Origin of the sequence: Hymenobacter volaticus, assembly GCF_022921055.1 — a bacterium.
Taxonomy (GTDB): domain Bacteria; phylum Bacteroidota; class Bacteroidia; order Cytophagales; family Hymenobacteraceae; genus Hymenobacter; species Hymenobacter volaticus.
The window spans coordinates 2,995,918-3,017,403 of record NZ_CP095061.1 but is presented as its reverse complement, the minus strand read 5'-3'; the positions used below and the strand labels follow the sequence as shown (position 1 = coordinate 3,017,403).

Here is a 21,486-nt window from a genome sequence, read left to right as displayed (position 1 = left end):
GAACAAGCAAGCAATTAAACTATTTACCGTGCGCAAATGCCCCGATACGGGCAATACTGACATTTCTCTAAGTCGTCGGTTTTGCGAATGGCTTCGGTAGGATTAAGAATGCGGTTGACGAGTTGGCTGAGCAATTCCTCGCTGCGCGCCATAAAGGACTGGCCATCAGCCGTCAGAAACGACATATCGGCCGACATGGGGCCAGCAGGAATGTTGCGCAACGAAATGATAGCCGCGTCGGCGGCGGGGCGGCCGCCTTGCTCCAGCATATACCGGTAGAGCCAAAGCTGCCGCACCTTATCTGCCGCCGACGTGTCCTCGCGGATGAGGCGCTCGGCAGCCTCGGCGGGCGTTTCGTTGCGCTTTTGCAGTTTTAGCTCGTGTGCGTGTACCAAGCCGGTTTTGTAGTCAACCACCCGCAGGCGGCCATCAGGCAATTGGTCTACCCGGTCGGCAAAGCCAATGAGGCTAACGGGCAGCTTCTCGCCACTTGGCAGCGCTACGTAGATAGTGGCCTGCAAGCCTTCTTCGATGCTTTGGATCTGGAGAGGGAGGGCGTTGGGCTGCGTAAGCAAGCTTTCGAAGTAGCGCCGCACGAGTTGAGTAGCAACTTGGCCTAACACGTGGTTGAGGCCTTCATCGGCGCGAGCGTGCCGGTCGTCTTCTTCTTTGCGTAGCGCCTTAGCTACTAGGCCCGGAGCCGCTTTTATCAAGTCTGGAATACCGGCGGCGGTTAGGGGCTTTCCGCTGCGCTGAAACGGAGCAAATAGTTCCTCTAGCACCTCGTGCACCACCGTCCCGAACCCGTCGACGCCTAGTGCTTCTTCCACTTCCTCGGCCTCACGGAAACGGGCAATGCGGTTGAAGTAGAATTTCAGCGAGCAGTTCAAGTATTCGTTCAAGCCAGTCGGGGAGAGGCCCTTGATCAAGACCTCGCGCAACGCATCCAGCATACCATGGTCCTTTTCCAAGACCAAGTCGTTCATGAGTTCGTGCCCCGAGGGCATTACCTCGTCTAGCTCGCTGTCCAGGGCAGACGACTGGTTAGCTCGGGAGTTGAAGTCAAACTCTGGTGCTTTATCGGCAACTACTTCCTGCTTTGGCGCGGCAACCGGGATAGGGGGAGAGGTAACCGCCGTTAAGTCTTCCAGCACCATACCGGGGTTCTGCGGTAGTAGGTCGTTGGCTAATTGCAGCAAAAACCGGCTCCGCTCGCCGGTACGGGTGCCTTCGGCACCGGGCAGCACGTGCACCAAGTCCACGCGGCGGGTGCGCTGGAGCAAGCGCCAAAACTGGTAGGACGTGGCCGCTTCATGGTCGGCGTAGGTGGGCATGCGGAACTCGGTCAGCACGTCGTAGGGAAAGAGCGACGTGTGACGCTTGGGGCCGGCAGCACGTTTTCGTTGCAGCTCAGCAAGATAATGTGGTCGAAGTCGAGGGCGCGGGTTTCCAGCAAGCCCATCACCTGCACATCGGCAATCGGCTCGCCCGAGAACGGCAAGCGGGTGCGGGTCATCTGCTCGTAGAGAAACCGCCGAAACGAGCGCACCGACAACCGCTGTTCCCGACAGTCGAACACCGAATCGAGGCGTTTAACCAGCGTGTAAAACAAATACAAGTATTCGGCCTCAATGGCCGAGTGCTGCTCGGTGTACACTTGTTTCAGCAAGTCAATCAGCGTGTAGCAGGCCGCAATGATATCGTCGCAGGTGTCCCAGGTCTTGAACAGCGCTTCGATAATCGGGTGGTTCTTACCGATTTCCAGTAGCTCGGTAGCCGGTAGCAGCACGGCGTTGCGCTTTACAATTTCGCGGCACACTCCATCGAGCAAGCCGTGATATTTCTTAGCGGGCTGCCGGTCGAGCCACTGTTGGTAGCGGCGCAGAAAGGGGTGGCTCAGTAGCTTGTTTACGGCCAAGTGGTGGTAGCGCGGTACACCATAACCGGTTTCGGCGGTACCTTCTCGAATGCCCGTCAGGTGCACTTCAAACAGCAAATCCACGAGGTTGAACAAGGGCGTGCTCTGAAAGCTTAAGCCCATCGTTACGTTGTAGTCGGGTACGGCGTCGGGCGGGAGGCCGTGTAGCACGGGCAGCAGCAGGGTTTCGTCGGGTAGCACTACCGCTACCGTGCTGTTGGGGAACTGCAACCGCGCTTCGGCCAGCAACTGGCCGGCTACTTTGCCTTGCATACTGGCATTGGCCACGCCCACGAAGCGGATGTGCCGCGGTAAGGTGCGCAGTAGGTCGGTGGGGGCGCCAAAGTCGCCGAATTCGGGTGGGGCCCAGCGCTTCAGGTAGCTTTTCAGGTGCTGACCAGCGCGGTTCGGCGAGTCGAAATCGAGGTAGAACAAGTCGGCATCGAAGCGTACTTCGGCCCGACCAGCGCGGTGTAGTACATCAATCAGCGTGAATTCCGCTTTCGAGAGGTATCCCAAGCCCAAAAAGATGTGCTTGGCGGGCGTGGTGCCATTCTTGACTTGGTCGGTTATACGCTCGGTAGCTAAGCGGTAAGCCAGGCCGGGGTAGGCCACGCGCTGCTCCAGCATGCGGCGGCGCAAGCGGTGGTACACTTTCGTTAGGTCGTCCCAGAACTTGAAATACGCTCCCGTTATCGACTGCGGCGACGGGGCTTCGCTCAGTTCCCACCGCTCCAAGGCCTTGGCTTGCGAGAGATACTCGAACACCTTGTTGGCGGGCGCCAGGTTCTGGTCGAGGTTGGAGAAGTCTTGCAGCAATAGTCCCGACCAACCTACAAACCGGTCGAAATCCAGGTCGGCATCAATGCCCTTCAGAATATCGAAAAGCAGCAGTTGTAAGGCAATAGGCTCTTCCACCTGCACGCCGGCCAGCTCCACCATATAGTCTTCCATGGCCGCCACGCGGGGGCTCCACAGCGCCTCGCCCGCGCTGGTAGCCATGGCCAGCTCATTTTTCAGATACACTACCGCCCGCCGCGTGGGCACCACTACCACCAAATCCGACAGCTCCTCCGGCGAGTAGCGGCTCACCAAATCGTGCGCGGCTTGCGCGAGGAAGGAGCTGGTGACGGTGGCAGGTAGGGAAGCGGGAGAGAGTACTTGCGGATTCATTGAAAGTAAAGATACCTTGCAGCTAGCCAGAAAAGGCGCGTAAGCGTCGGAAATCAGGTGGTAGTATCTATGAACATCTTGAGGGCATACGCAAGTGCCATCCTAATCAGCCTGTTAAGCTCGGGCCTGTTTTCGTGCAGCCAAAGCCCACCAGCCACCGAAACCGCTACCGCGCCACCCGTGCCGATAGATTCTACGGTCAGGACACTTGCGCCGCCTATAGCGCCCATCGATACTACCGACATCAGCCAACTTAAGATTAGAGCCTCCTCCGCTGATACCATACTGCAAATTGATGGCCGGCTGTACCATCTTCGTCTGCGGGCCATTGCCGATTCAGCGCATATGCTCAGCGCCGTGACGTCGGGCATTGTAGGCGAGGCCTTTGCCGCTGATAGCAATTTCGTGCACAACAAGCGGGTACGTGGCCCTGAGGGCCTGTACAGCATAACGTTAAGTGAATCCACCGGGCGGCGTGTATTTCACCGTGAGTTTCGAAAAGCTAACTTCTACTCTCTGGTAGGAGCCGATATAGCTGTGGTGGCGGAACCCGAGATACCCGTTTTTCTAGGTTATTATCCGCAGATGGGCGGGTTGGCCTTCTGGCAAAGCGTGAGCATTCCGCAAAGCGACGTAGGTAATTATTTATTTCTGCTACTCGATCTGCGCGGGCAAGTCCGAGAGTTGTCGTATGGCAGTGCGCTCGGCTATGGCAGCGTGGATTGCACTCCTTGTCCGGCACCCAACGGACAGGCTCTGCTGACGTGCAGCAAGTTGCTACGTCCCGGTAAAGCACCGTTGTCGTTGCTAAAACCAAAGTCCGAATTAGCGTTGGCTCGCTTTCTTAACGACAGCACGCTACTGACCATATACACTTATGGAGAAGACGTTTACGAATACGAAGCGGACAGTACATTGAAATCCATGAGGTTTGTGGAGCCACCGCAAATGAAGCGGGTACCTAATGCCTTCCTGACTACTGTGCACGGTACTAAACTAGCCGAGTTTCGCTACAATGGTACACTTGACGGCCTAGGCAATCAGGTGCCCCGTGCCTATGTATCTAAATGCCAAACGTATTATCTACTGGATTACGAACGGGGGCTGCGGCTGATTGACAAGCGCAACCCGGCCGCGACGCGGGAAGTGATATTTCAGCAAATGGCTCGTTTCAAACCGCCTCAAAAGCCCCGCGAGGTGCGTTTTTTAATGAAAGAGGAGGTGGGAGATATCGAGTTTTACGCTGACCAGGATCATCCCGAACGGCTGCGCTATCGGAAATTAGCGGTACAATAAGAATGAATTCTACTCTTTACATCTCATTCCAAGCCTAACCACTTCCCGTTATGATTCCAGAATTCCTGCAGCCTTTTGCCGATCAATTAGAACAGTATAAGCTGGAGAGTATTAAAATCAAGGCCACCCCGCTAGAAGCCGACCAACCCGCTTCCGCCGCCAGCAAATTTCGGGGGCTCCCGCATCTGCCAGCGTCCGTGCCCTATCCGGTTGATAATGATAGGAAGCCCATGCTGCTATTGGCGCAGATCAACTTGCAGGAGCTACCAAGCAATACGTTTTTGCCAGCGGCAGGACTGCTCCAATTCTACATATCGGCTGTTGATTACGTCGACATGGGTCAGTCGAAAGTGCTGTATATCAAGCCGGAACAGCTAGAAGCGGAAATCCGGAATGACTATAGCTTTCTACCTCCAAGTCATTACGATGATAGTCCGGTTTATTGCGAGCATAAGCTGGCATTCGAAAAAACTACGGAGTATAGAGGAAATCAAGATTATCGATTTCAATTAAAATTTAACGGGTTAGAGAGCTACGACTATGCTGAAACGCTAAACGAACTGGAACAGAAAAGCTTCGCTGATTTCTTGGATGGTACCGGGCACAAGCTTGGCGGCTACGCTTTCTTTACCCAAGGTGACCCACATCAATATGAAGCTGAATCCAGTGGAGAAGTACAGCTTTTGCAAATCGACATCGATGAAAAAATTATGTTTGGAGACTCAGGCGTAGCGCACTTCTTCATTGCTGAGCAAGCGTTGAAAGAGGAACGTTTCGAAGAGGCCTATTTCTATTGGGACTGCTGCTGAGAAGTATGCGGCCAATTTCGAATGCTAAGTCAATAGTGCTAAAGTTAAAATTTCAAGTTCTATGAAAGCCAAGCATGCACTCATACTCTTTATACTAGGAGTCTGTATTAATCTAGTCGGCGCCTTGTTCAAGATTCAGCACTGGTTTGGTGCTGATGCGTTGTTGATTACCGGCAGCCTACTAGAGGTTGGGGGATAGTGTTGTTCAGCTATAAACTGATAAAACATCCAAAAGTGAAGGAGTTTCTTGATCGGTAACCGAGCCGGATCTAGTAAGTCGCTGAAACTCCTCTTGAACTCAACCCCAGCCGTTGCCGTACCCTTTTGCAATCCTCCACTGCAAAATTGGCTTCCATGAATCCTACCGAACTTAGCTACGAGCTCCGCAACGGCCAGAGTGCCGACCTCACCCGCCGCCGCTGGATAATCGGCCTTTCTATTCTAGGTGTAGCCGCCGGTCAGATAGTGAGTCTCTACCAAACTGGTATCATCAAGCACTTGCCCGACCCACCCGTCGGCCCCTTCGATTCCGACAAGGTGGACGCCTCCGACTACGCCTACAAGCGCGCCGACACACCCGATGCGTTGCCCATGATGGTGACGTATGGCCTTACTGCTTGTCTTGCTGGCGCCGGGGGCTTGCACCGTGCCTCCCAACAGCCTTTCTTGCCCGTTGCAATGGGTATAAAAACCCTATTCGACACCCTGACAACCGTGAAGTTAGGCCAAGAGGAATGGCAAGAAAACAAGGCGTTGTGCTTTTACTGTCAAGTGGCAAGTGTAGCCTCTATAGCCTCGTTGGCATTGGCAATACCTGAAGCAATCAAAGGAGCTAAGAAGCTGTTAGGCAAAGAGTAGCCTCGATTATAACTTAAGCCTAAGACAACAAGAACGATCATGCTGCGCTGGCCGCAGCATCTTGCGTGCTGACATAGGGATAGTACTTACCAGCACTGCGCAAGATGCTGCGGCTAGCGCAGCATGTTTATTTTCAGCGAATTTTGGTTGAGCAAAAGGCGTACTCACGCTAGGAGCTTTTCTGGCCGAATTGGTAGCTGCCGGATTCGTTTGCCGCAGGCATGAAAAACAGCATTGGCAATAGCCGCACCAGTTGGGCCTTGTGCGGCTTCGCCGGCGCCCAGGGGCGGTTCGGTGGGACGGTCCAGAACGGCTACTTCCACTTGCGGCACTTCATCGAAGCGGAAGATAGGGTACTGCTCCCACTGCCGGGTTGTGACTTGGTGGGCGTTGAAGTGCACTTCTTCGTTGAGCGTCCAGCTAGCCGCTTGAATGAGGCCGCCTTCGGTTTGGTTTTTCAATCCGTCGGGATTGATTACCTCTCCCGCATCAATAGCCGACCAGATTTTAGCGACCCGAATAGTAGAGCCATCCGCTTCAGGTGCTACTACTACTTTGGCTACCACGGCACAATAGGCCGCTTGGTTTTTATAACGGGCAAAGGCCACGCCGAGCCCTTCACGCGGGGCTAGTTTCTCCTGCTGCACCATATCCCGCACTTTGCGAATCACTGCTTTCGCCCGTTCGTCTTTGAGGTGGCGCAGGCGAAATTCATACGAATCCTGTCCGGCTTTTACGGCCAATTCTTCCATAAAGGATTCGAGGGCAAACACATTGCCGAAAGCCCCAAGACTGCGCAGCGCTGATACCCGCAGTGGACCCTGCACGTAATGCGTATCCACGCGCACGGCCGGGAAATCGTAGTACGGTTCGGAATTGCGGTAGATGCCGCCGCTTATATCATCCTCGGGCTTGGGCAAAAGGGGTTGGGCAAGGTACTGCGCCGCTAGCAGCTTCTCGGGGGAGCCGCCGGGTCGGGAGCTATGCGTATCCGACCACAGTTCGTGCTTCCAGTGGGTTATGCGGCCAGTTTTGGGGTCGATACGAGCTTCTAGGTCGAAGAGCATGGCACTGCCGTAGGGCTCCCAAGCGTGTTCGTCTTCTCGGCTCCACTGCACCCGTACGTGGCGGCCAGGCACGGCCCGGGCTAGCAGAGCCGCATCGGCAGCTACATCATCGGCGCCGTTGTGGCCGTAGCACCCCGAACCGGGTACGCCTTTTACGTGCACATTCTCCGGGCTCATCTTCAAGAGCTTAGCTAGCGAATCGCGCAGCGGGTACACGCCTTGACTGTGGGTCCAGACGTGCAGGGCGTTGTTTTCCAGCAATGCTACAGCGCAGCTCGGCCCGATGGAACCGTGCATGAGGTAAGGCTTGAAGTAGTTGGCGCGCAACGTAGGCGCAGCGTCAGTTTCGTTGAAGTTGCCTTTGTCGGTGGTGCGCTTGTCGATGGCTGGTAGCTGGCGCAGGTGCTCCGCTAAAGGCTGCCCCGCCGGCAAGGCCCGGCCGCCCGACCAACGGGCATGCAACCGCCCGAAGTCTTGGGCTAGTTTGGCGTCGTATTCGCGCTCGGCCAGCAGCCCCACGAAGCTACCGTCCACTACCACTTGCAGCACACCAGGTACTGCTTTTTTCAACGCTTTGGTGTCGAAGCTTTCTAGCTTGGCTTCGTAAGTAGGAGGGCGCAGAATGCGGGCATGCACCATGCCCGGAAACCGTAAATCCTGCACGTAGTACTCCTCGGCGCGTACCATGCGCTCGACGTCGTTGCGGAGGATGGGGCGGCCCACATAGCGGTAGTCGGCTTTGGGCTTGAGGCGGATGGGCAGCCGTACTTCATCTTGAAGCTGTTGCCCATCTAGTAGCTGCGCAAAACTCAGCTGGCGGCCATCGGTGGTGCGCACGCCGCCGTTGCGAAGTTCAAGTTGGCTCGGCATGGCCTTGAATTGAGCGGCGGCCAATACCAGCAGCTTCTGCCGGGCCGCCGCTGCCGCATAGCGCACCGACATGGCGCTTTGCTCGATGGAGGCGCTGCCAGCAGTGTACCGCTCGTCAGGCGTACGGCCCGTTTCGGCAAGCACCACTTCTACGCGCTCCAGCGGCATATCCAGTTCTTCAGCCGCTATTTGTGCTACGGCCGTTCGGATGCCCTGCCCGATTTCAATCTTGCCAGTTAACACGCGCACTCGGCCATCGGCCAATACTTCCAGCCACGCATTGATGCGCGGATTGTCCTGCAAGCTACCGGGTAGCTCAGGGCCTTTCGGCGTTTCTGCTGCCAGCGAGCCAGCCCCAAGTAAGACAAACCCAATGGTTAGGCAGCCCGCGCCCTTCAGAAAGTTGCGGCGCGAAGCCCTAGGAGTGGAGTGAGACATAATACGGGGTAATGCTGAACTCTTGCTCGGTGACTCTCTGCTGTTCCACTAACCTAACTTCCTAACGGTGTCTTGTTATCAAGTAGTTAGCTCTGCTAAAATGAAAGCTTGCACTACACGCCGGCGGCCCGCTGCACAGCCCGAATGGCACGGGCCTGCACGCTGCATCGACACAGCACCCGGAACAGCCCGTTGCGAATAGCCGCTTCGTCGGGCTTGGGATACTGCTTCAGCAACGATACCGCCGAAATAACCATGCCGTTCAGGCAATAGCCGCACTGCGCCGCCTGTTCTTGCACAAAAGCAGCTTGGACCGGGTGCAGCGTGCCATCGGGTTGCGTGAGGCCTTCCAGGGTCGTAATAGCCACGCCACCCGTAACCTGATGCACCGGCAATTGGCAACTAGGCCACGCTATATCATTGAGGAGCACCATGCAGGCTCCGCACTGTTGCAAGCCGCAGCCAAACTTAGGACCGTTGAGTCCTAAGTCGTTGCGCAGCACATACAGCAATGGCGTTGCCGGGTCAACCCGCAACGTATGCTGCTTCCCGTTTACCAGCAAAGTTAAATTGGCATCCATACAGGCAATACTACCAGCCGAGCTAAAAGGATGCAATCCTGCCGCAGTGATAATTGGCTATTATGCAAAGCGTTGGCTCCGCTTTGCCATAGCAGCACGCTACGAAAGACAAAACTGTGTCTCGCTCTGTAACAGAAACTTTATTTTACCACCGAAACGTCACCGGAGCTTACCTCCTCAACTGTAGCGGGAGTCGTTGGCGCCTCGTAGGTGCTCAAAGAGCGCATAGCCAGTAGCAGACTGCCCACCGTAAGTACCGCGCCGGTCAGGAATGGCGCACCCGGAAAATGAACAGGAGCCTGAGAACCCGAGAAATAGGAAAACAAGTTGGTCATCAGCGGTGGGCCCACAATAGCCGTGAGACTAACCAGGCTGGTAAGGGCTCCTTGCAGCTCCCCCTGCTCATTGGGTGGTACCTGCCCCGACATGATGCCCTGCAACGCTGGTCCGGCAATACCCCCCAAGCAGTACGGTACCAGAAAGGCGAACATAAACCAGCCCGATGGCGCAAACGCAAACAACAGGAAGCCGAGCGCATAAAAGCCTAGCCCAAAAACCACGGATCGAGTTGCGCCTAGCTTCGGGTTGAGGTAGCGTATCAAGACGCCCTGCACCAGTGCCGTCAGGGTTCCAATCACGCCCAGCGAGTAACCGACCCAGGCCTCGTTCCAGTGAAATTTGTACATCGTGTAGTACGACCAAGTACTCTGTGTGGCATGCGCTGCCACGTATACCAGCGTCAGGGAGCCAACCAAGCCCAAAATCACCGGGTAGCGGCGCAGTAGCTTCAGCGAGCCAATAGGATTGGCGCGCCGCAACTCGAACGGCCGGCGGTTTTCTACGGCCAAAGACTCCGGCAACACGAAGAACCCGTACAACCAGTTAAGCAACGTCAGGCCAGCGGCAACCAAGAAAGGCACGTTGGGCCCAAACTGGCCCAGCGTCCCACCAATCACCGGCCCAATAATGAAGCCCAAGCCAAAAGCAGCACCAATCAAACCGAAGTTTTTAGCGCGGTTTTCGGGGTGCTGATATCGGCAATGTAGGCGCCGGCCGTGGTGAAACTAGCCCCGGTGATACCCGCAATCATACGGCCCACAAATAGCCACCCAACACTTGGCGCAAAGGCCAAAAACAAATAATCGAGGCCGAAGCCAAATAAGGCCACCAGCAACACCGGCCGCCGCCCGTACTTGTCGGAAAGGTTGCCAAGTACCGGCGAAAACAGGAACTGCATTCCTGCAAACGCAAATCCCATCCAACCGCCGTAGCGCGCCGCAGTACTCAGCGGCTCCCCGGTCAGGTGCGTAATCAGCTTGGGCAGCACCGGGATGATGATGCCAAAGCCGATGACATCGAGCAGCAGCGTGATAAAGATGAAAGCTAGTGCAGGCTTACGAGCGGAAGTAGCAGACATAGCATCGATATAAGTGGGCCAGGCGAAAGTAGTAAGTTTTCGGCTAGCTTAATATCTGATATGCTAAAAAAAATAGTTAAATCGTTCTATTTGCTAATTAGGTTGTCTGAATATGGCATTCGTAACAATTAAAACACAATTACCTCTTCAGTACCGAAGTAATACAGCACGCACTCTACCTGCTCGTAGCCAAGCTGGCGGAATAGCTGCGCATATTGCTGCAAAGGTCGGCGGTGGTACGGCTGTGGCGGCGGAACCTTAAAATCTACCAACGTTACGCGGGTGCTGGCTCGGCCAGAGCTTAGCGCGGCAGCTCCAAATACCACCCGGTCGGGTTTGTAGTCACGCCGTTTCACGCCGCCCACCAAAATCTCGCGCTCGGTTTCCACCGACACTTGGGTGCTGAAATAATGCGCTAATTGTGGATGCGCCACCACTTTGTGGAGGCGGTCTTCTAAGGCAGGCCGCTCTCGGCTGCTAATCAGGCCCTCTGCCACCAGTTGCCGAGCGACGCGCTCTACGTCGGTAGCCAGCACCAAGCGTCGCAGTCCGTAGTGCAGCTTGCGGTTCCATTCGCCAAGCCGTTCCTGCTCATCGAAATCGAAGACTGTGTTGGCGTGTCGCCGCAGCCGTAGCCGCTCTTCCCAAGGGGCCGTTTCCAGGTTCGATAAGAGAAAGTTATTCGTCGTTTCTGGACGGTGGCCGCTTAAGGGCGGAGCAAAGCTGCCTTCCGAAAGAACAAAGGATACTTGCTCGTCTTGCCAACGATTTTGCTTTCGCAGGTAGCTATAAAGCAGTTCGGCCACATTGCGGGCCGGACTGCCGGCCGCTTCCGACGCAGCATCAGCGTCGGTGGAACTGGTTTTGCGGCCGGTTTCGGTGCGCTTGGTAATGATATAGAGGCGGTGCCGGGGCCTGGTAAAAGCCACGTACAGCATGTTCAGGCCTTCCAGAAACGTCTTTTCGCGCTCCTCGGTGTACTGGTCGGAGAGGGCCGTGCGCGTAAGCGCCTTCGTAAGCGGCACCACTGCCACCGCCGGCATTTCAGCTACCGGCTTGGTCTCCTCCGACAATCGGCCCCAGAGCAGGGTAGCCCGAAACGGCTCCAAGCTCCAATCAGCAAAAGGCACAATCACCACCCCATAGGCCAAGCCCTTAGCTTTGTGCACAGTGGTAATCGTGATGGCGTCGCGGCCGGCGGGGGCGTTGATGCTGAGCGCACTTTTGCGCTGGTCCCAGTAAGCCAGAAAGTTGTTGAGGTTGTTGCCGAAGCGCAAGCTGTATTCGAGGGTCAAATCCAGAAAGCGAAACAGATACTCGCTTTCGCCATTGCGGCCTAGCAGTCCAAACAAGCCAATCAGTCGCTCCGTCAGCTCATAAAGACCGAGGTTGCCGGTTTCCTGCTCCCGCAAATCGTAGCCCAGCGTCCGGAACTCATCATAGAAATCCGCGGCGTGCTCGGCATTGGCCAGCGTGGCAATGTGCCGGGCCCGGTCGGGGGTAGGGGGCAACCGCCGCACCACTTTATCGAGTAGCAACAGCGCCTCGGCGCGCGCCAGTGTGTCAGCTGGCTGATTGAACACTCGGAAAATAGACACCAGCAGGTTCACCACCTCCGCAAACTCCAACGACAGCGAATCGGCCGAAATAATGTCATAGCCCCGCTCCTTCAGAAACTTAGCTACCAACCGACTGCCCCGCCGCCGCCGGCTAAGCACGGCAATATCGCGCAACTGGAAACCGTCGCGCAAGGCCTGCTCTACCAGCGCCAGCGTCAGGTAGAGCGTGCTTTCGTCGTAGTCGAGGCTGGCCCCGACGGGGTAACCGGGTAGCGGCTCATCATTGTAAACGCGGTGGTCGGCGTCGTACAACCGAGCCGGCGCGTCGTCCTGCGTGAAGAGGATTTCCACGTGGCCGGTAGGCGTTTCGGCTAGTTTCCTTTGCTGCTTCGGAAGGGCAGGGCTAGGGACTTGCGCAGCCTCCAGGTCAGAAGGACTGGAAAGAATGTAGTCTAGACTGGAGCCAGAGGCGCTGAAGTCGAACTCTTCCGTTTCTTCTTCATCAAGAGCAGGAACAGATGCTTGCAAATGAACCGGTTCCTGCCCCGATGACTGAGGCACGGTTTGCTGAAATTCCGCACCAAACAAGTCCTGCACCAACGGAAACGCCGTGTGCATCTGCCGAATATGGCTGAAGAAGTCGTTGTTGAACCCCACAATTTCCGCCGCCGACCGGTAGTTCACGTTCAGCGAAGCCGGTTCCAGGGTTTGGTCGAGCGTGACGTACCGTTCGCGCAGCAGGTCCTGCATTTCGGGGTTAGTGGCCCGATTCACCAGCGCTTCGGTTTGGCCTTGGTGCAGGCGCAGAATCTGTTCCATCTCCCCACCGCGCCACCGATAAATAGCCTGCTTAGCGTCGCCCACGGCCAAGCTAAGGTTGTCGGTAGCCACGGCATTTTCCACTAGTGGCAAGAGGTTGTTCCACTGCAGCACCGACGTATCCTGAAACTCGTCGATTAGCAGGTGATTGTATCGCTCACCAAGCCGCTCGTACAAAAACGGTACCGGCTCGGTAAGCACAATGCTTGCAATACGGCGGTTGAACTCACTGATGAGCACAATGTTCCGCTCCCGGCTCACCTGATCTACAATCTTATTCAACTCACTGAGCAGCGAGGCGTGAAACAAGTAAGGCTGCATGGCCGAGAGCAGCAAATAATCCGGAAGCACGCTGGCACGTAGGCGCTCAAACTGCTCGTAAGCGGTCAGCAATGCCGCTTTAACCCCGTCCACGCGCTGGCGGTCCGCTTCGGTTTTCACTTTGCCGCTGTACCACTTTTCTTGCTCCACGGTGGCACGCACGTAGCTGTTCACCTCTTTCTCGGGCAGCAAGCGTTCCTCCCACTTCGAAACGTAACCAAAGATGCCGCTGCGACCTTGGTAGAGGTCGGTTTCCGTGACGTTGGCGGCCGCCAAAGCTGCCGTAGCTTGCTCACCCACAGTTCGAAACTCGCCTTCAATCTGCTCTTGCCGCTTGCGTAGCGTTTCGTGCAGTCGCCGAAAATCTTGTAACGTCAGCGTCTGGAGTTGCGCTACGGCCTCGTGTACCGTTTCATTGAAGAGGAATCCACCAAATTCCACCAACTCACCGGCAAGGTTGTTCCAGCTTTTGCCTTCCTCGGCCCGGCTCAATGCATACTCGCTGAGCGTTCGGGCCAGCAGTTTAGAGTTCGGGTCACGGTTCACTTTCTCCAGTAACGCCGCCACCGCCGTTTGCAGCACCGCTTCCGTATCTAGTTCCACCTCAAACGTGGCAGGCAAGCCCAATTCTCTAGTAAATGCCGTCACAATGCGCTGCACAAACGAGTCGATAGTACTCACCGCAAAGTCGGCGTAATGATAAAGCACCAGCCGGAACGTTGCCTGCGCCCGCCGTCTTACTTCCTGCTGCCGGTCCTCGTCCGTAGTGGTGAAGCGTGGCATCTTGCCTTCTTCTGCTAGCTCCGCAGCTACCTCTGCCAGCAGCGTATCTGCCTCATCATCTTGTGGGTACGCAAACTGCCGTAGCGACCCAATAATGCGCGCCTTCATTTCCCCTGCCGCATCGTTGGTGAAGGTAATGGCCAGTATCCGCTTGAAATACCCTGGGTCCTCGTCGCCCAACGCCAGTTTCAGGTACTCCTTGGTCAGCTGGTACGTTTTGCCGGAGCCGGCAGAAGAAGAGTAAATGCGAAAGGTGGCAGGCATTTTGGTAAATCTCTAGATAGACAAATTTGACTTACTTGTACTTACACTAAATCTGAATTAGCTAACAATGGGCATTTATAGTATGATGTTCGAATTTTTTGAAGATTTCCCTCCTCTAGAGAAGATTTTAATAATCATATTTCGCGAGCATAATATTCACGCTCTTCTTTCCATTGAAGAGCCATTATACGATCCTGATACAGGCATTATTTCAACAAGTAATAATTCTGAAGATTTTGCATACTTATTATCTCACCCTAAAAGCGCAAAGACTGTACTGCCTATACTGTCCCGTTATCGGGCAATTAAGTTGATGAAAATGGAGTTTGAAGGTCGTAAACTCATCTCGATTATTACCTCTCCAGGAGACTCATACATGATGAATATTGTATCTGAAGCTTTAGTTAAATTGGGTGGATTAGAAGACGATTATTAATTCAAAAAATACCTTTGCCAATCTATACCGCCCTCCACAACCGCTCTATCATATCAGGCGTGACTCGCGCCGGCCGTTTAGTTTGCGGGTCGAGTAGCACCCACTGCGTTTCGGCTTCGCAGAGCAGCTTGTTGTCTGCGGCGCGTTCAATGCGCACAAAGCGTTGACTTTGGGCGCCGCGCACTTCCCCTATCCAGGTAGTGCAGCGTAGCTCGTCATGGAGGAGAGCGGGGTAATGGTAACGGATGCGGTGTTCTAGCACCACCCATATATAGTGGTGGCCTTGGGCAGGCGGGTAAGCAGTATGCCAGTGTGCTGCCGCTGTATCCTGCACCCATTGCACATACTGCACGTTGTTGGCGTGATCTAACTCGTCAATATCATGAGGCTGTACCGTAATAAGGCGCGAAAAGCGGAAGGCAGTAGTTTCCATAGAGTTGGGAGTAGGGCGGCAGGTATGCAGGCAAAGAAACGCAGAAATGCCTGTCCGCCTAAGTGAGGCCCTACTTACCATTCACGATATAATATTGTGTTGTTAGGACACGAAGTTGGAAACTTCTTCTATCTTTGAGGCAGTTTAAGAAAAAGTGGTTTACACAGTCCAGTTGAGTACTTTCGTAAAGGAGGGGAAAGCGGAGTTGAGTGCTGCTTTCCTTAAAAATCATCCATCACAAAAGTACCATGCAGACAGGAACTGTAAAATTTTTCAATGAGACCAAAGGTTTTGGTTTCATCAAAGTGGACGAAACTGGCGAAGACATCTTCGTTCACGTTACCGAGTTGATCGACGAAATCCGCGACAACGACAAGGTTCAGTTCGAGATTGCTCAAGGTCGTAAAGGCCTAAACGCCGTAAAAGTAAAGTTGGCTTAGTCCATCCACTTTTCGGATAAGATTGAAAAGCAGGCTCCAAAGAGCCTGCTTTTTTTGTGTGCTATTTTTTGCAATGTCTAGAAGGTTGCAGAATATTAAGCACTAGCTTCGGCCTCCTGGTAAAGAGTAGCAATGAATCGATTAATCATTACTGCCCTTGCCCTCACAAGTAAACCGTCACGTTGATGAGAGCAGTTGAAGCATTTCGCTCGCCTTGTTGCAGAGGTATTGTCATGCTGAGCGAAGTCGAAGCATCTCGCGTGCTGACGCAGGAGTAATAAAGGAGTTTACCACACTAGCGAGATGATTCGACTCCGCTCAGCATGACGGATATAATTTAGCAGCATCAATACTACCAAGATGCTTCGCCTTCTCATGGATGGCGTTTAGGATAGGCAACGTTTAGTCAACTTCTCTACTAATTCGGTAGTAGCGTCTGATGCGTACTGTCTTCTAGCAGCCTCCCTGACTAGCTTTAGCGTTCCAGAATTTTGAAAGCTAAGCACTCACAGAAAGAATCCTATTAAAAACAACTTCCTGCACCGAAATAGTAGCAACGATATAGCTATTGCGTAAAATAGTTACTACCTTTGCAGCCGCATTTGAGAACGGCCTCGTTCCGCGCAGCTTGTAGCTGCCTAAGTAAAAATTGTTGGCCGGCTTTGTCTTCCGTCCGTTGCTTCCGTCACTTGTCGTTGTGAGAGAGTGGGAGAAGAGCGTCGCTGAATTTGCTGTTTTCAGAGCGTAGTGTCTCCACTCCATCAAACACAAAAATGGAAAAAGTAAGATTTGAAGAGCTTTCGCTCTCAGAAGAAATGCAACGTGCTATTACGGAAGTAGGCTACGAAGAAGCCTCTCCGATTCAGTCCGCTGCTATTCCCGTGCTGCTCGAAGGCCGTGATGTAATCGGTCAGGCGCAGACGGGTACCGGCAAAACTGCCGCCTTCAGTATCCCGGCAATTGAAAACATTGATACCAACTCCCGCGAGGTGCAGGTATTGGTGTTGTGCCCGACCCGCGAGCTAGCGGTGCAGGTTTCCGGCGAAATCCAGAAGCTAGGTAAGTACAAGCGTGGTTTGGCCGTTGTGCCGATCTATGGTGGTAGCTCCTACGACCGGCAGTTCCGCGCCCTGGAGCGTGGGGTGCAGATCGTAATTGGTACGCCTGGCCGCGTAATGGACCACATCGAACGTGGTACGCTGAAGCTTGAGCATTGCAAGATGATTATCCTTGATGAGGCCGACGAAATGCTGGACATGGGCTTCCGCGACGACATCGAGACGGTGTTGAAGCAGATGCCTGAAGAGCGCCAGACCGTGTTCTTCTCGGCTACCATGAGCAAGCCGATCATGGAGATGACCAAGCGTTATCAGAAGGATCCGCAGATTGTGAAGGTAAACCATCAGGAAATGACGGTTACCAACATCGAGCAGAGCTACTTCGAAGTGCGTGGCCCGCAGAAGAAAGATGTGCTGACCCGCCTCATCGACATGTACAACATCAAGTCGGGCATCGTCTTCGCTAACACGAAGCGCATGGTTGACGAGATTGTAGGTGACTTACAGGCCAAAGGCTACTTCGCCGAAGGCTTGCACGGCGACATGGGCCAGCAGCAGCGCCAGAACACCCTCGACAAATTCCGCAAAGGCACCCTAGAAATCCTGGTAGCCACCGACGTAGCTGCCCGCGGTATCGACGTGGAGAACGTGGAAGTAGTAGTTAATTACGACCTGCCCGCCGACGAAGAATACTACGTGCACCGCATCGGCCGCACGGGCCGCGCTGGTAAGCTGGGCAAGGCCTTCACTTTCGTGAGCGGCCGCGACATCTACAAGCTGCGCGACATTATGCGCTTCACGAAGGCTACCATCAAGCAGGAGCGGGTGCCGTCGTTCGAGGATGTATCGGAGGTGAAAACCACGCTCATGCTCAACTCCATCAAGGATGTCATCACCAAAGGCAACCTCGATAAGTACGTGAGCCGCGTGCAGCGTTTGCTCGATCAGGATCAGGAAGACGGTATCACGTCGTTGGACGTGGCGGCTGCCTTGCTGAAAATGACGATGAAAGAAGACAAGCGCGCGCAGGAGAGCCTCGACGCTAGCCGCACGCAGGGTGCTGCCCGCCCCGGCTACACGCGCCTCTTCGTCACGATGGGCAAGAAAGACCAGATTCATCCTCGCGACATCGTAGACCTAATTGCCGAAAACACTGGCCTAACGGCTGCTAAAGTCGGTGACATTTCGCTCTACGACAAGTTCAGCTTCGTTGAAGTACCCTCCGAGTTCACGGATGAAGTGGTTACGCAACTTGGCCGCACCAGCATCAATGGCCGTCCTGTTTCCTTCAATGTGGCTACACCACGCCAGGAGGGTGACGCGCAGCAGCAAGGTGGTAGCTTCGGCGACCGTCCCCGTCGTGGCCCTGGTGGCTTCGGTGGTGGCGAGCGGCGCGAAGGCGGCTTTGGTGGCAACCGCGGCGGTAGCAGCTACGGTGGTGGCTACAAAGGCGGCAACCGCGAAGGCGGAAGCAGCTACGGCAGCCGCGAAGGTGGTTTCGGTGGCAACCGCGGCGGTAGCAGCTACGGTGGCGGAAGCCGCGGTGGTAGCAGCTATGGCGGTGGAAGCCGCGGCGGTAGCAGCAGCTACGGTGGTGGCTACAAAGGCAAGCGCGATAACACCGGCGACTAATTACTGAGTATTAGCCGATTAGCCGATTAGTTTACATCAAACAAAAGGGCCACCTCGTTGAGGCGGCTCTTTTGTTTGATGCTAGGAACGTGTAAACACTGTATGGGTAAGCGAGGCTATCTTCTCACAACAACATGGTCGGGAAACATACGAAAACGCTATCTGTAGATGGAAGCATTCGCTTAACAAGTAGCAGAAAACAAAAGAGCCACCTCAACGAGGTGGCTCTTTTGTTTTTGACTGATAAATAAAGCAGTCAGTTCTTACTTAGAGGCGTTGCGCAGCGCTTTGATTTCGTCGTGGCCTTGCTGAATGCCTTGATATTGCTTTTCAATGATGGTTTTTAGCTGGCCGGGCAGTTCAGCTTTCAAAGCCGTTTGGTAGGCTTTTACAGCGTAATCTTCGCCACGCTCGCATTCGTTGAGGATGCTCTCACGGCTTTTGCTGGTTACAGCAGCCTTCAAATTGATGAAAGCACGGTGAATGGTACCCGTAATCGAGCTTTCTTCGTCAGCCTTCAGATTAAGCTGGTGCATTTGGTCTTCTAGTTCTGTGAGGTAACCGTCGCGCTGCACGGCATACTTCTTGAACACCTCTTTCAAGTCTTGGTCCTCTACATCAGTGAGGGCTTCAGAATAGCCTTTTTCGCCATCTTTCAGGGTTTCGAGTAGTTCGTTGAGGACGGCTTGGGTTGCTTTAGCTTCCATGAGAAGTAGTGTTAGGTAAGGTGGTTGTGCCTTACTTTACTGCGAAAGCCAATGTAGGGTTACGAGAGGCCAGGTTGTTGAATGATGAGGTAGGCCTTCAATTCACCATCGGAAAGCATCAAGTTACTATCTCACTTTTCACTTCGGCCATAGCCCGGCCAGCTAAATAGCCAGTAGTCCAAGCGGCTTGAAAGTTGAAGCCACCCGTAATGCCATCTATATCGAGCACTTCGCCAGCGAAGTAAAGGCCGGGCACGCGCCGGCTTTCCATGGTTTTCATATCGATTTCGCCAAGCATCACGCCGCCACACGTCACGAATTCATCTTTGTAAGTGGTTTTGCCGCGCACAGGAAGGGCGGTGTTCAGCAGCGCTTCAACGAGCTTGTTTTGGGGCTTGGCGGGCAATTCGTTCCAGCGGACTTCGTCGGTAACTCCGGCTTGCTCGGTAAGCGTACGCCATAGGCGTTGGGGCAAGCCAAACAGCGGATTTGAAGCCACCACTTTCTTGCCGTGCTGCTCCCGAAACTCGCGCAAATACTGCCGCAGTGAGTCTTCGGTATGCTCTGGTATCCAGTTGATAAGGGCAGTGCTTTGATAGCCAAGCTCGTGCAGCCGCCGGGCTCCCCAAGCCGATAGCTTGAGTACTGCCGGCCCGCTCACGCCCCAATGCGTGACTAGCACCGGGCCTTCGTATTCCAGCTTTTCGCCGGCCACCCGCACCCGCACATGGGGCACGCTCACGCCCGGCAAATCTCGGAGCGGCGACTCTGGCACATTGAACGTGAACAGGCTCGGTACGGGCTCTTGAATGCTGTGTCCTAACTCCCGCAGCCAAGCGTACTGCTCCGATTTGGGCGCCCCACCCGTAGCTATTAACAACTTCTCGACAATCATTTCGCCGGCATGAGCACCTACGAGTTGTAACCGAAAGGTACCTTCCGGTAGAGGCTCAATCGTTGCAGGCGAAGTTTGGGTGAGAATACGCACCCCCGCTTTGCGGGCAGCATCTAACAAGCATTGGGCAACAGTTTCCGACGAGTCGGTGACGGGAAACATGCGGCCGTCGGGTTCGGTCTTAAGGCGTACGCCGCGGCTTTCGAACCACCGGATAGTGGCCTGCGCGTCGAACTGCCGGAAGGGTTCCTTTAACTGCTTGGCGCCGCGCGGATAGTGCAACACAAGTTGGGCCGGGGTATCGGCAGCGTGCGTTACATTGCAGCGCCCGCCGCCAGAAATCCGCACCTTGCTGAGCAGCTTACCGGTCTTCTCAATCAAGTAAACGGTTTGATGCGGATTGGCTTCGGCGCAGGTGATGGCTCCAAAGAAGCCGGCCGCTCCGCCCCCTAATACGGCTACCGAGGTATTCATTTCTTTCACAAACACAAAGATACGACCGATGCAGTGGAAGCTTTTCCTTCCGCTCACTCACTGCAAACCTTAATCGGTCGGGTGCATCACAAGAGGTACAGACGCAAGCCTGTATTACTCAGACCTAGAACAGTATTGGTCTAGGCTTTGTGCCACTCGGGGTACCGTTAGTTGTCTTGCAAAGCACAATTACCTGGTTGCCTGACACCAAGCCAACTTGTAAGCTTCGTTAGCTTTGCTGCACGGTTAGCAATAAGCCAAGGCGGCCACTAAATCGTCGTGGCGGAAATGGTAGTCAGTGGTTTTGCGCAGCAGCGTGGTATCGATGGTTTTACCGCTGGCCGTGGCGGCTTCGTCGCGAAAGGTCGGGGCTTCGAGGCCCAAATGGGCGGCGGCCGCGGGGTAAAAGTCGCGGCGAGCGGGATGATGGGCCGCACAGGCGTTGAAGGTGTAGCCCCACACTTTTTCCTGAATGATATGCCGCAGCAGGCCCACGCAGTCGTCGAGGTGAATCAGGTTGACGGGGGCGCTGCCTTGCTTCAACTCGTGCCGACCTGCCAGAAAGCGGCCGGGTGGCCGTTCGGGACCAATCAGGCCGCCGAGGCGCACCACCGTCGTGAGCCACTGCCCGCGGCGGGGCGTAAATTGTCCTTCGGCCCGGAGCAAATCTGAAGGTGCGTCGGGCGAGGAAAGAGCGTCGGCTTCGCGCATGGTGCGGGGCTCGTCGGGGTACACGCCCGTGGAGCTAACGAATAGCACGTGGCGCACGCCGGCCGCCGCAACGGCCGCACCTACTGGCCGCAACAACGCCGGGTAGGCGCCAGCGGCCGCAGCCCGGGGAGGCACATTCAGTACTAGTACGTCGGCATCGTGCAACATAGCGTGCAAGGAATCGGCGTCCGTTTGGCTGAACTCGGGACCCAAGCGCAGCAGGTACGGCCGGATGCCGGCGTCGCGGAGCGTGAGCAGCTGCGCGGGCGTAGTGGTAGAACCATTCACTGTGTACCCATCGGCTACGAGGGCTTGTGCCAGGGGCAGGCCTAGCCAGCCACAGCCCAAGACGGCAATGGTTGAAGTCGGAGAAGAAGAGGCGGAAGAGTTTGTTGTCATGCGAGGTAAAGGTGATGAAATTTCCTTCGCGTCCTAAAAGCCATCATAGCCAATCACCAAGGGGCACCGTCACGAGCGGCTATGATAGGAGTTTTTTTGAACTTGCTCGACTTCTAATATCTTGAAAA

General features: G+C 55.0%; 16 protein-coding genes and 1 pseudogene. 7 read left to right on the top strand and 10 right to left on the bottom strand.

Annotation, left to right across the window (positions count from 1 at the left end):
* Positions 1–23: 23 nt before the first annotated feature.
* Positions 24–1,352 carry a RecB family exonuclease gene (locus tag MUN86_RS13150; RefSeq protein WP_245118394.1) on the bottom strand — a complete coding sequence of 443 codons (1,329 nt, stop codon included), beginning with the start codon at positions 1,350–1,352 and terminating at the stop codon, positions 24–26.
* Positions 1,346–3,091 carry a hypothetical protein gene (locus MUN86_RS13145; RefSeq protein WP_245118393.1) on the bottom strand — a complete coding sequence of 582 codons (1,746 nt, stop codon included), beginning with the start codon at positions 3,089–3,091 and terminating at the stop codon, positions 1,346–1,348. The genes MUN86_RS13150 and MUN86_RS13145 overlap by 7 nt, the downstream gene beginning before the upstream one ends.
* A gap of 180 nt (positions 3,092–3,271) precedes the next feature.
* Here MUN86_RS13145 and MUN86_RS13140 point away from each other — a divergent pair, with 180 nt between their 5' ends.
* The 4 genes from MUN86_RS13140 (at position 3,272) to MUN86_RS13130 (ending at position 6,054) form a co-directional block, all read left to right on the top strand.
* On the top strand, positions 3,272–4,387 hold the full coding sequence (locus MUN86_RS13140) for a hypothetical protein (RefSeq protein ID WP_245118392.1): 1,116 nt from the start codon (positions 3,272–3,274) through the stop codon (positions 4,385–4,387).
* Between the two features lie 50 nt (positions 4,388–4,437).
* Positions 4,438–5,196: a YwqG family protein gene (locus MUN86_RS13135; protein WP_245118391.1), complete on the top strand. Its 759-nt coding sequence runs from the start codon at positions 4,438–4,440 to the stop codon at positions 5,194–5,196.
* Positions 5,197–5,257: 61 nt separating this feature from the next.
* On the top strand, positions 5,258–5,395 hold the full coding sequence (locus tag MUN86_RS32395) for a GldL-related protein (protein ID WP_375379438.1): 138 nt from the start codon (positions 5,258–5,260) through the stop codon (positions 5,393–5,395).
* 155 nt (positions 5,396–5,550) lie between these two features.
* On the top strand, positions 5,551–6,054 hold the full coding sequence (locus MUN86_RS13130) for a vitamin K epoxide reductase family protein (RefSeq protein ID WP_245118390.1): 504 nt from the start codon (positions 5,551–5,553) through the stop codon (positions 6,052–6,054).
* 164 nt (positions 6,055–6,218) lie between these two features.
* Here MUN86_RS13130 and MUN86_RS13125 read toward each other — a convergent pair whose 3' ends face one another.
* From MUN86_RS13125 to MUN86_RS13110, 4 genes and pseudogenes are all read right to left on the bottom strand, one after another.
* Positions 6,219–8,429 carry a xanthine dehydrogenase family protein molybdopterin-binding subunit gene (locus MUN86_RS13125; protein ID WP_245118389.1) on the bottom strand — a complete coding sequence of 737 codons (2,211 nt, stop codon included), beginning with the start codon at positions 8,427–8,429 and terminating at the stop codon, positions 6,219–6,221.
* Positions 8,430–8,542: 113 nt separating this feature from the next.
* Complete coding sequence (locus MUN86_RS13120; protein ID WP_245118388.1) at positions 8,543–9,010, bottom strand: (2Fe-2S)-binding protein; 468 nt, start codon at positions 9,008–9,010, stop codon at positions 8,543–8,545.
* Between the two features lie 140 nt (positions 9,011–9,150).
* Positions 9,151–10,427 (bottom strand): annotated as a pseudogene (locus MUN86_RS13115) (TCR/Tet family MFS transporter).
* 128 nt (positions 10,428–10,555) lie between these two features.
* Complete coding sequence (locus MUN86_RS13110) at positions 10,556–14,173, bottom strand: UvrD-helicase domain-containing protein (protein WP_245118387.1); 3,618 nt, start codon at positions 14,171–14,173, stop codon at positions 10,556–10,558.
* An 82-nt stretch (positions 14,174–14,255) separates the two neighbouring features.
* Here MUN86_RS13110 and MUN86_RS13105 point away from each other — a divergent pair, with 82 nt between their 5' ends.
* Positions 14,256–14,609 carry a hypothetical protein gene (locus MUN86_RS13105; protein ID WP_245118386.1) on the top strand — a complete coding sequence of 118 codons (354 nt, stop codon included), beginning with the start codon at positions 14,256–14,258 and terminating at the stop codon, positions 14,607–14,609.
* Positions 14,610–14,631: 22 nt separating this feature from the next.
* Here the strand turns inward: MUN86_RS13105 and MUN86_RS13100 are convergent, their stop codons facing one another.
* Positions 14,632–15,042, bottom strand: a complete 411-nt coding sequence (locus tag MUN86_RS13100; protein ID WP_245118385.1) for an acyl-CoA thioesterase — start codon at positions 15,040–15,042, stop codon at positions 14,632–14,634.
* A gap of 248 nt (positions 15,043–15,290) precedes the next feature.
* On the opposite strand from MUN86_RS13100, the gene MUN86_RS13095 reads away from it, so the two are divergent.
* Together MUN86_RS13095 and MUN86_RS13090 are read left to right on the top strand one after the other, a co-directional pair.
* The gene (locus MUN86_RS13095; RefSeq protein ID WP_022824769.1) at positions 15,291–15,482 is read left to right on the top strand and encodes a cold-shock protein; all 192 of its coding nucleotides are present in this window, start codon (positions 15,291–15,293) and stop codon (positions 15,480–15,482) included.
* A gap of 773 nt (positions 15,483–16,255) precedes the next feature.
* A complete protein-coding gene (locus MUN86_RS13090; protein WP_245118384.1) occupies positions 16,256–18,172 on the top strand; it encodes a DEAD/DEAH box helicase in 1,917 nt (638 codons plus the stop codon).
* Between the two features lie 263 nt (positions 18,173–18,435).
* Here the strand turns inward: MUN86_RS13090 and MUN86_RS13085 are convergent, their stop codons facing one another.
* From MUN86_RS13085 to MUN86_RS13075, 3 genes are all read right to left on the bottom strand, one after another.
* On the bottom strand, positions 18,436–18,879 hold the full coding sequence (locus MUN86_RS13085; protein ID WP_245118383.1) for a PA2169 family four-helix-bundle protein: 444 nt from the start codon (positions 18,877–18,879) through the stop codon (positions 18,436–18,438).
* Positions 18,880–18,997: 118 nt separating this feature from the next.
* Positions 18,998–20,248: a BaiN/RdsA family NAD(P)/FAD-dependent oxidoreductase gene (locus MUN86_RS13080; protein ID WP_245125730.1), complete on the bottom strand. Its 1,251-nt coding sequence runs from the start codon at positions 20,246–20,248 to the stop codon at positions 18,998–19,000.
* A gap of 246 nt (positions 20,249–20,494) precedes the next feature.
* Positions 20,495–21,358, bottom strand: coding sequence for a Rossmann-fold NAD(P)-binding domain-containing protein (locus tag MUN86_RS13075; RefSeq protein WP_245118382.1), 864 nt, complete (start codon positions 21,356–21,358; stop codon positions 20,495–20,497).
* Positions 21,359–21,486: the final 128 nt, after the last annotated feature.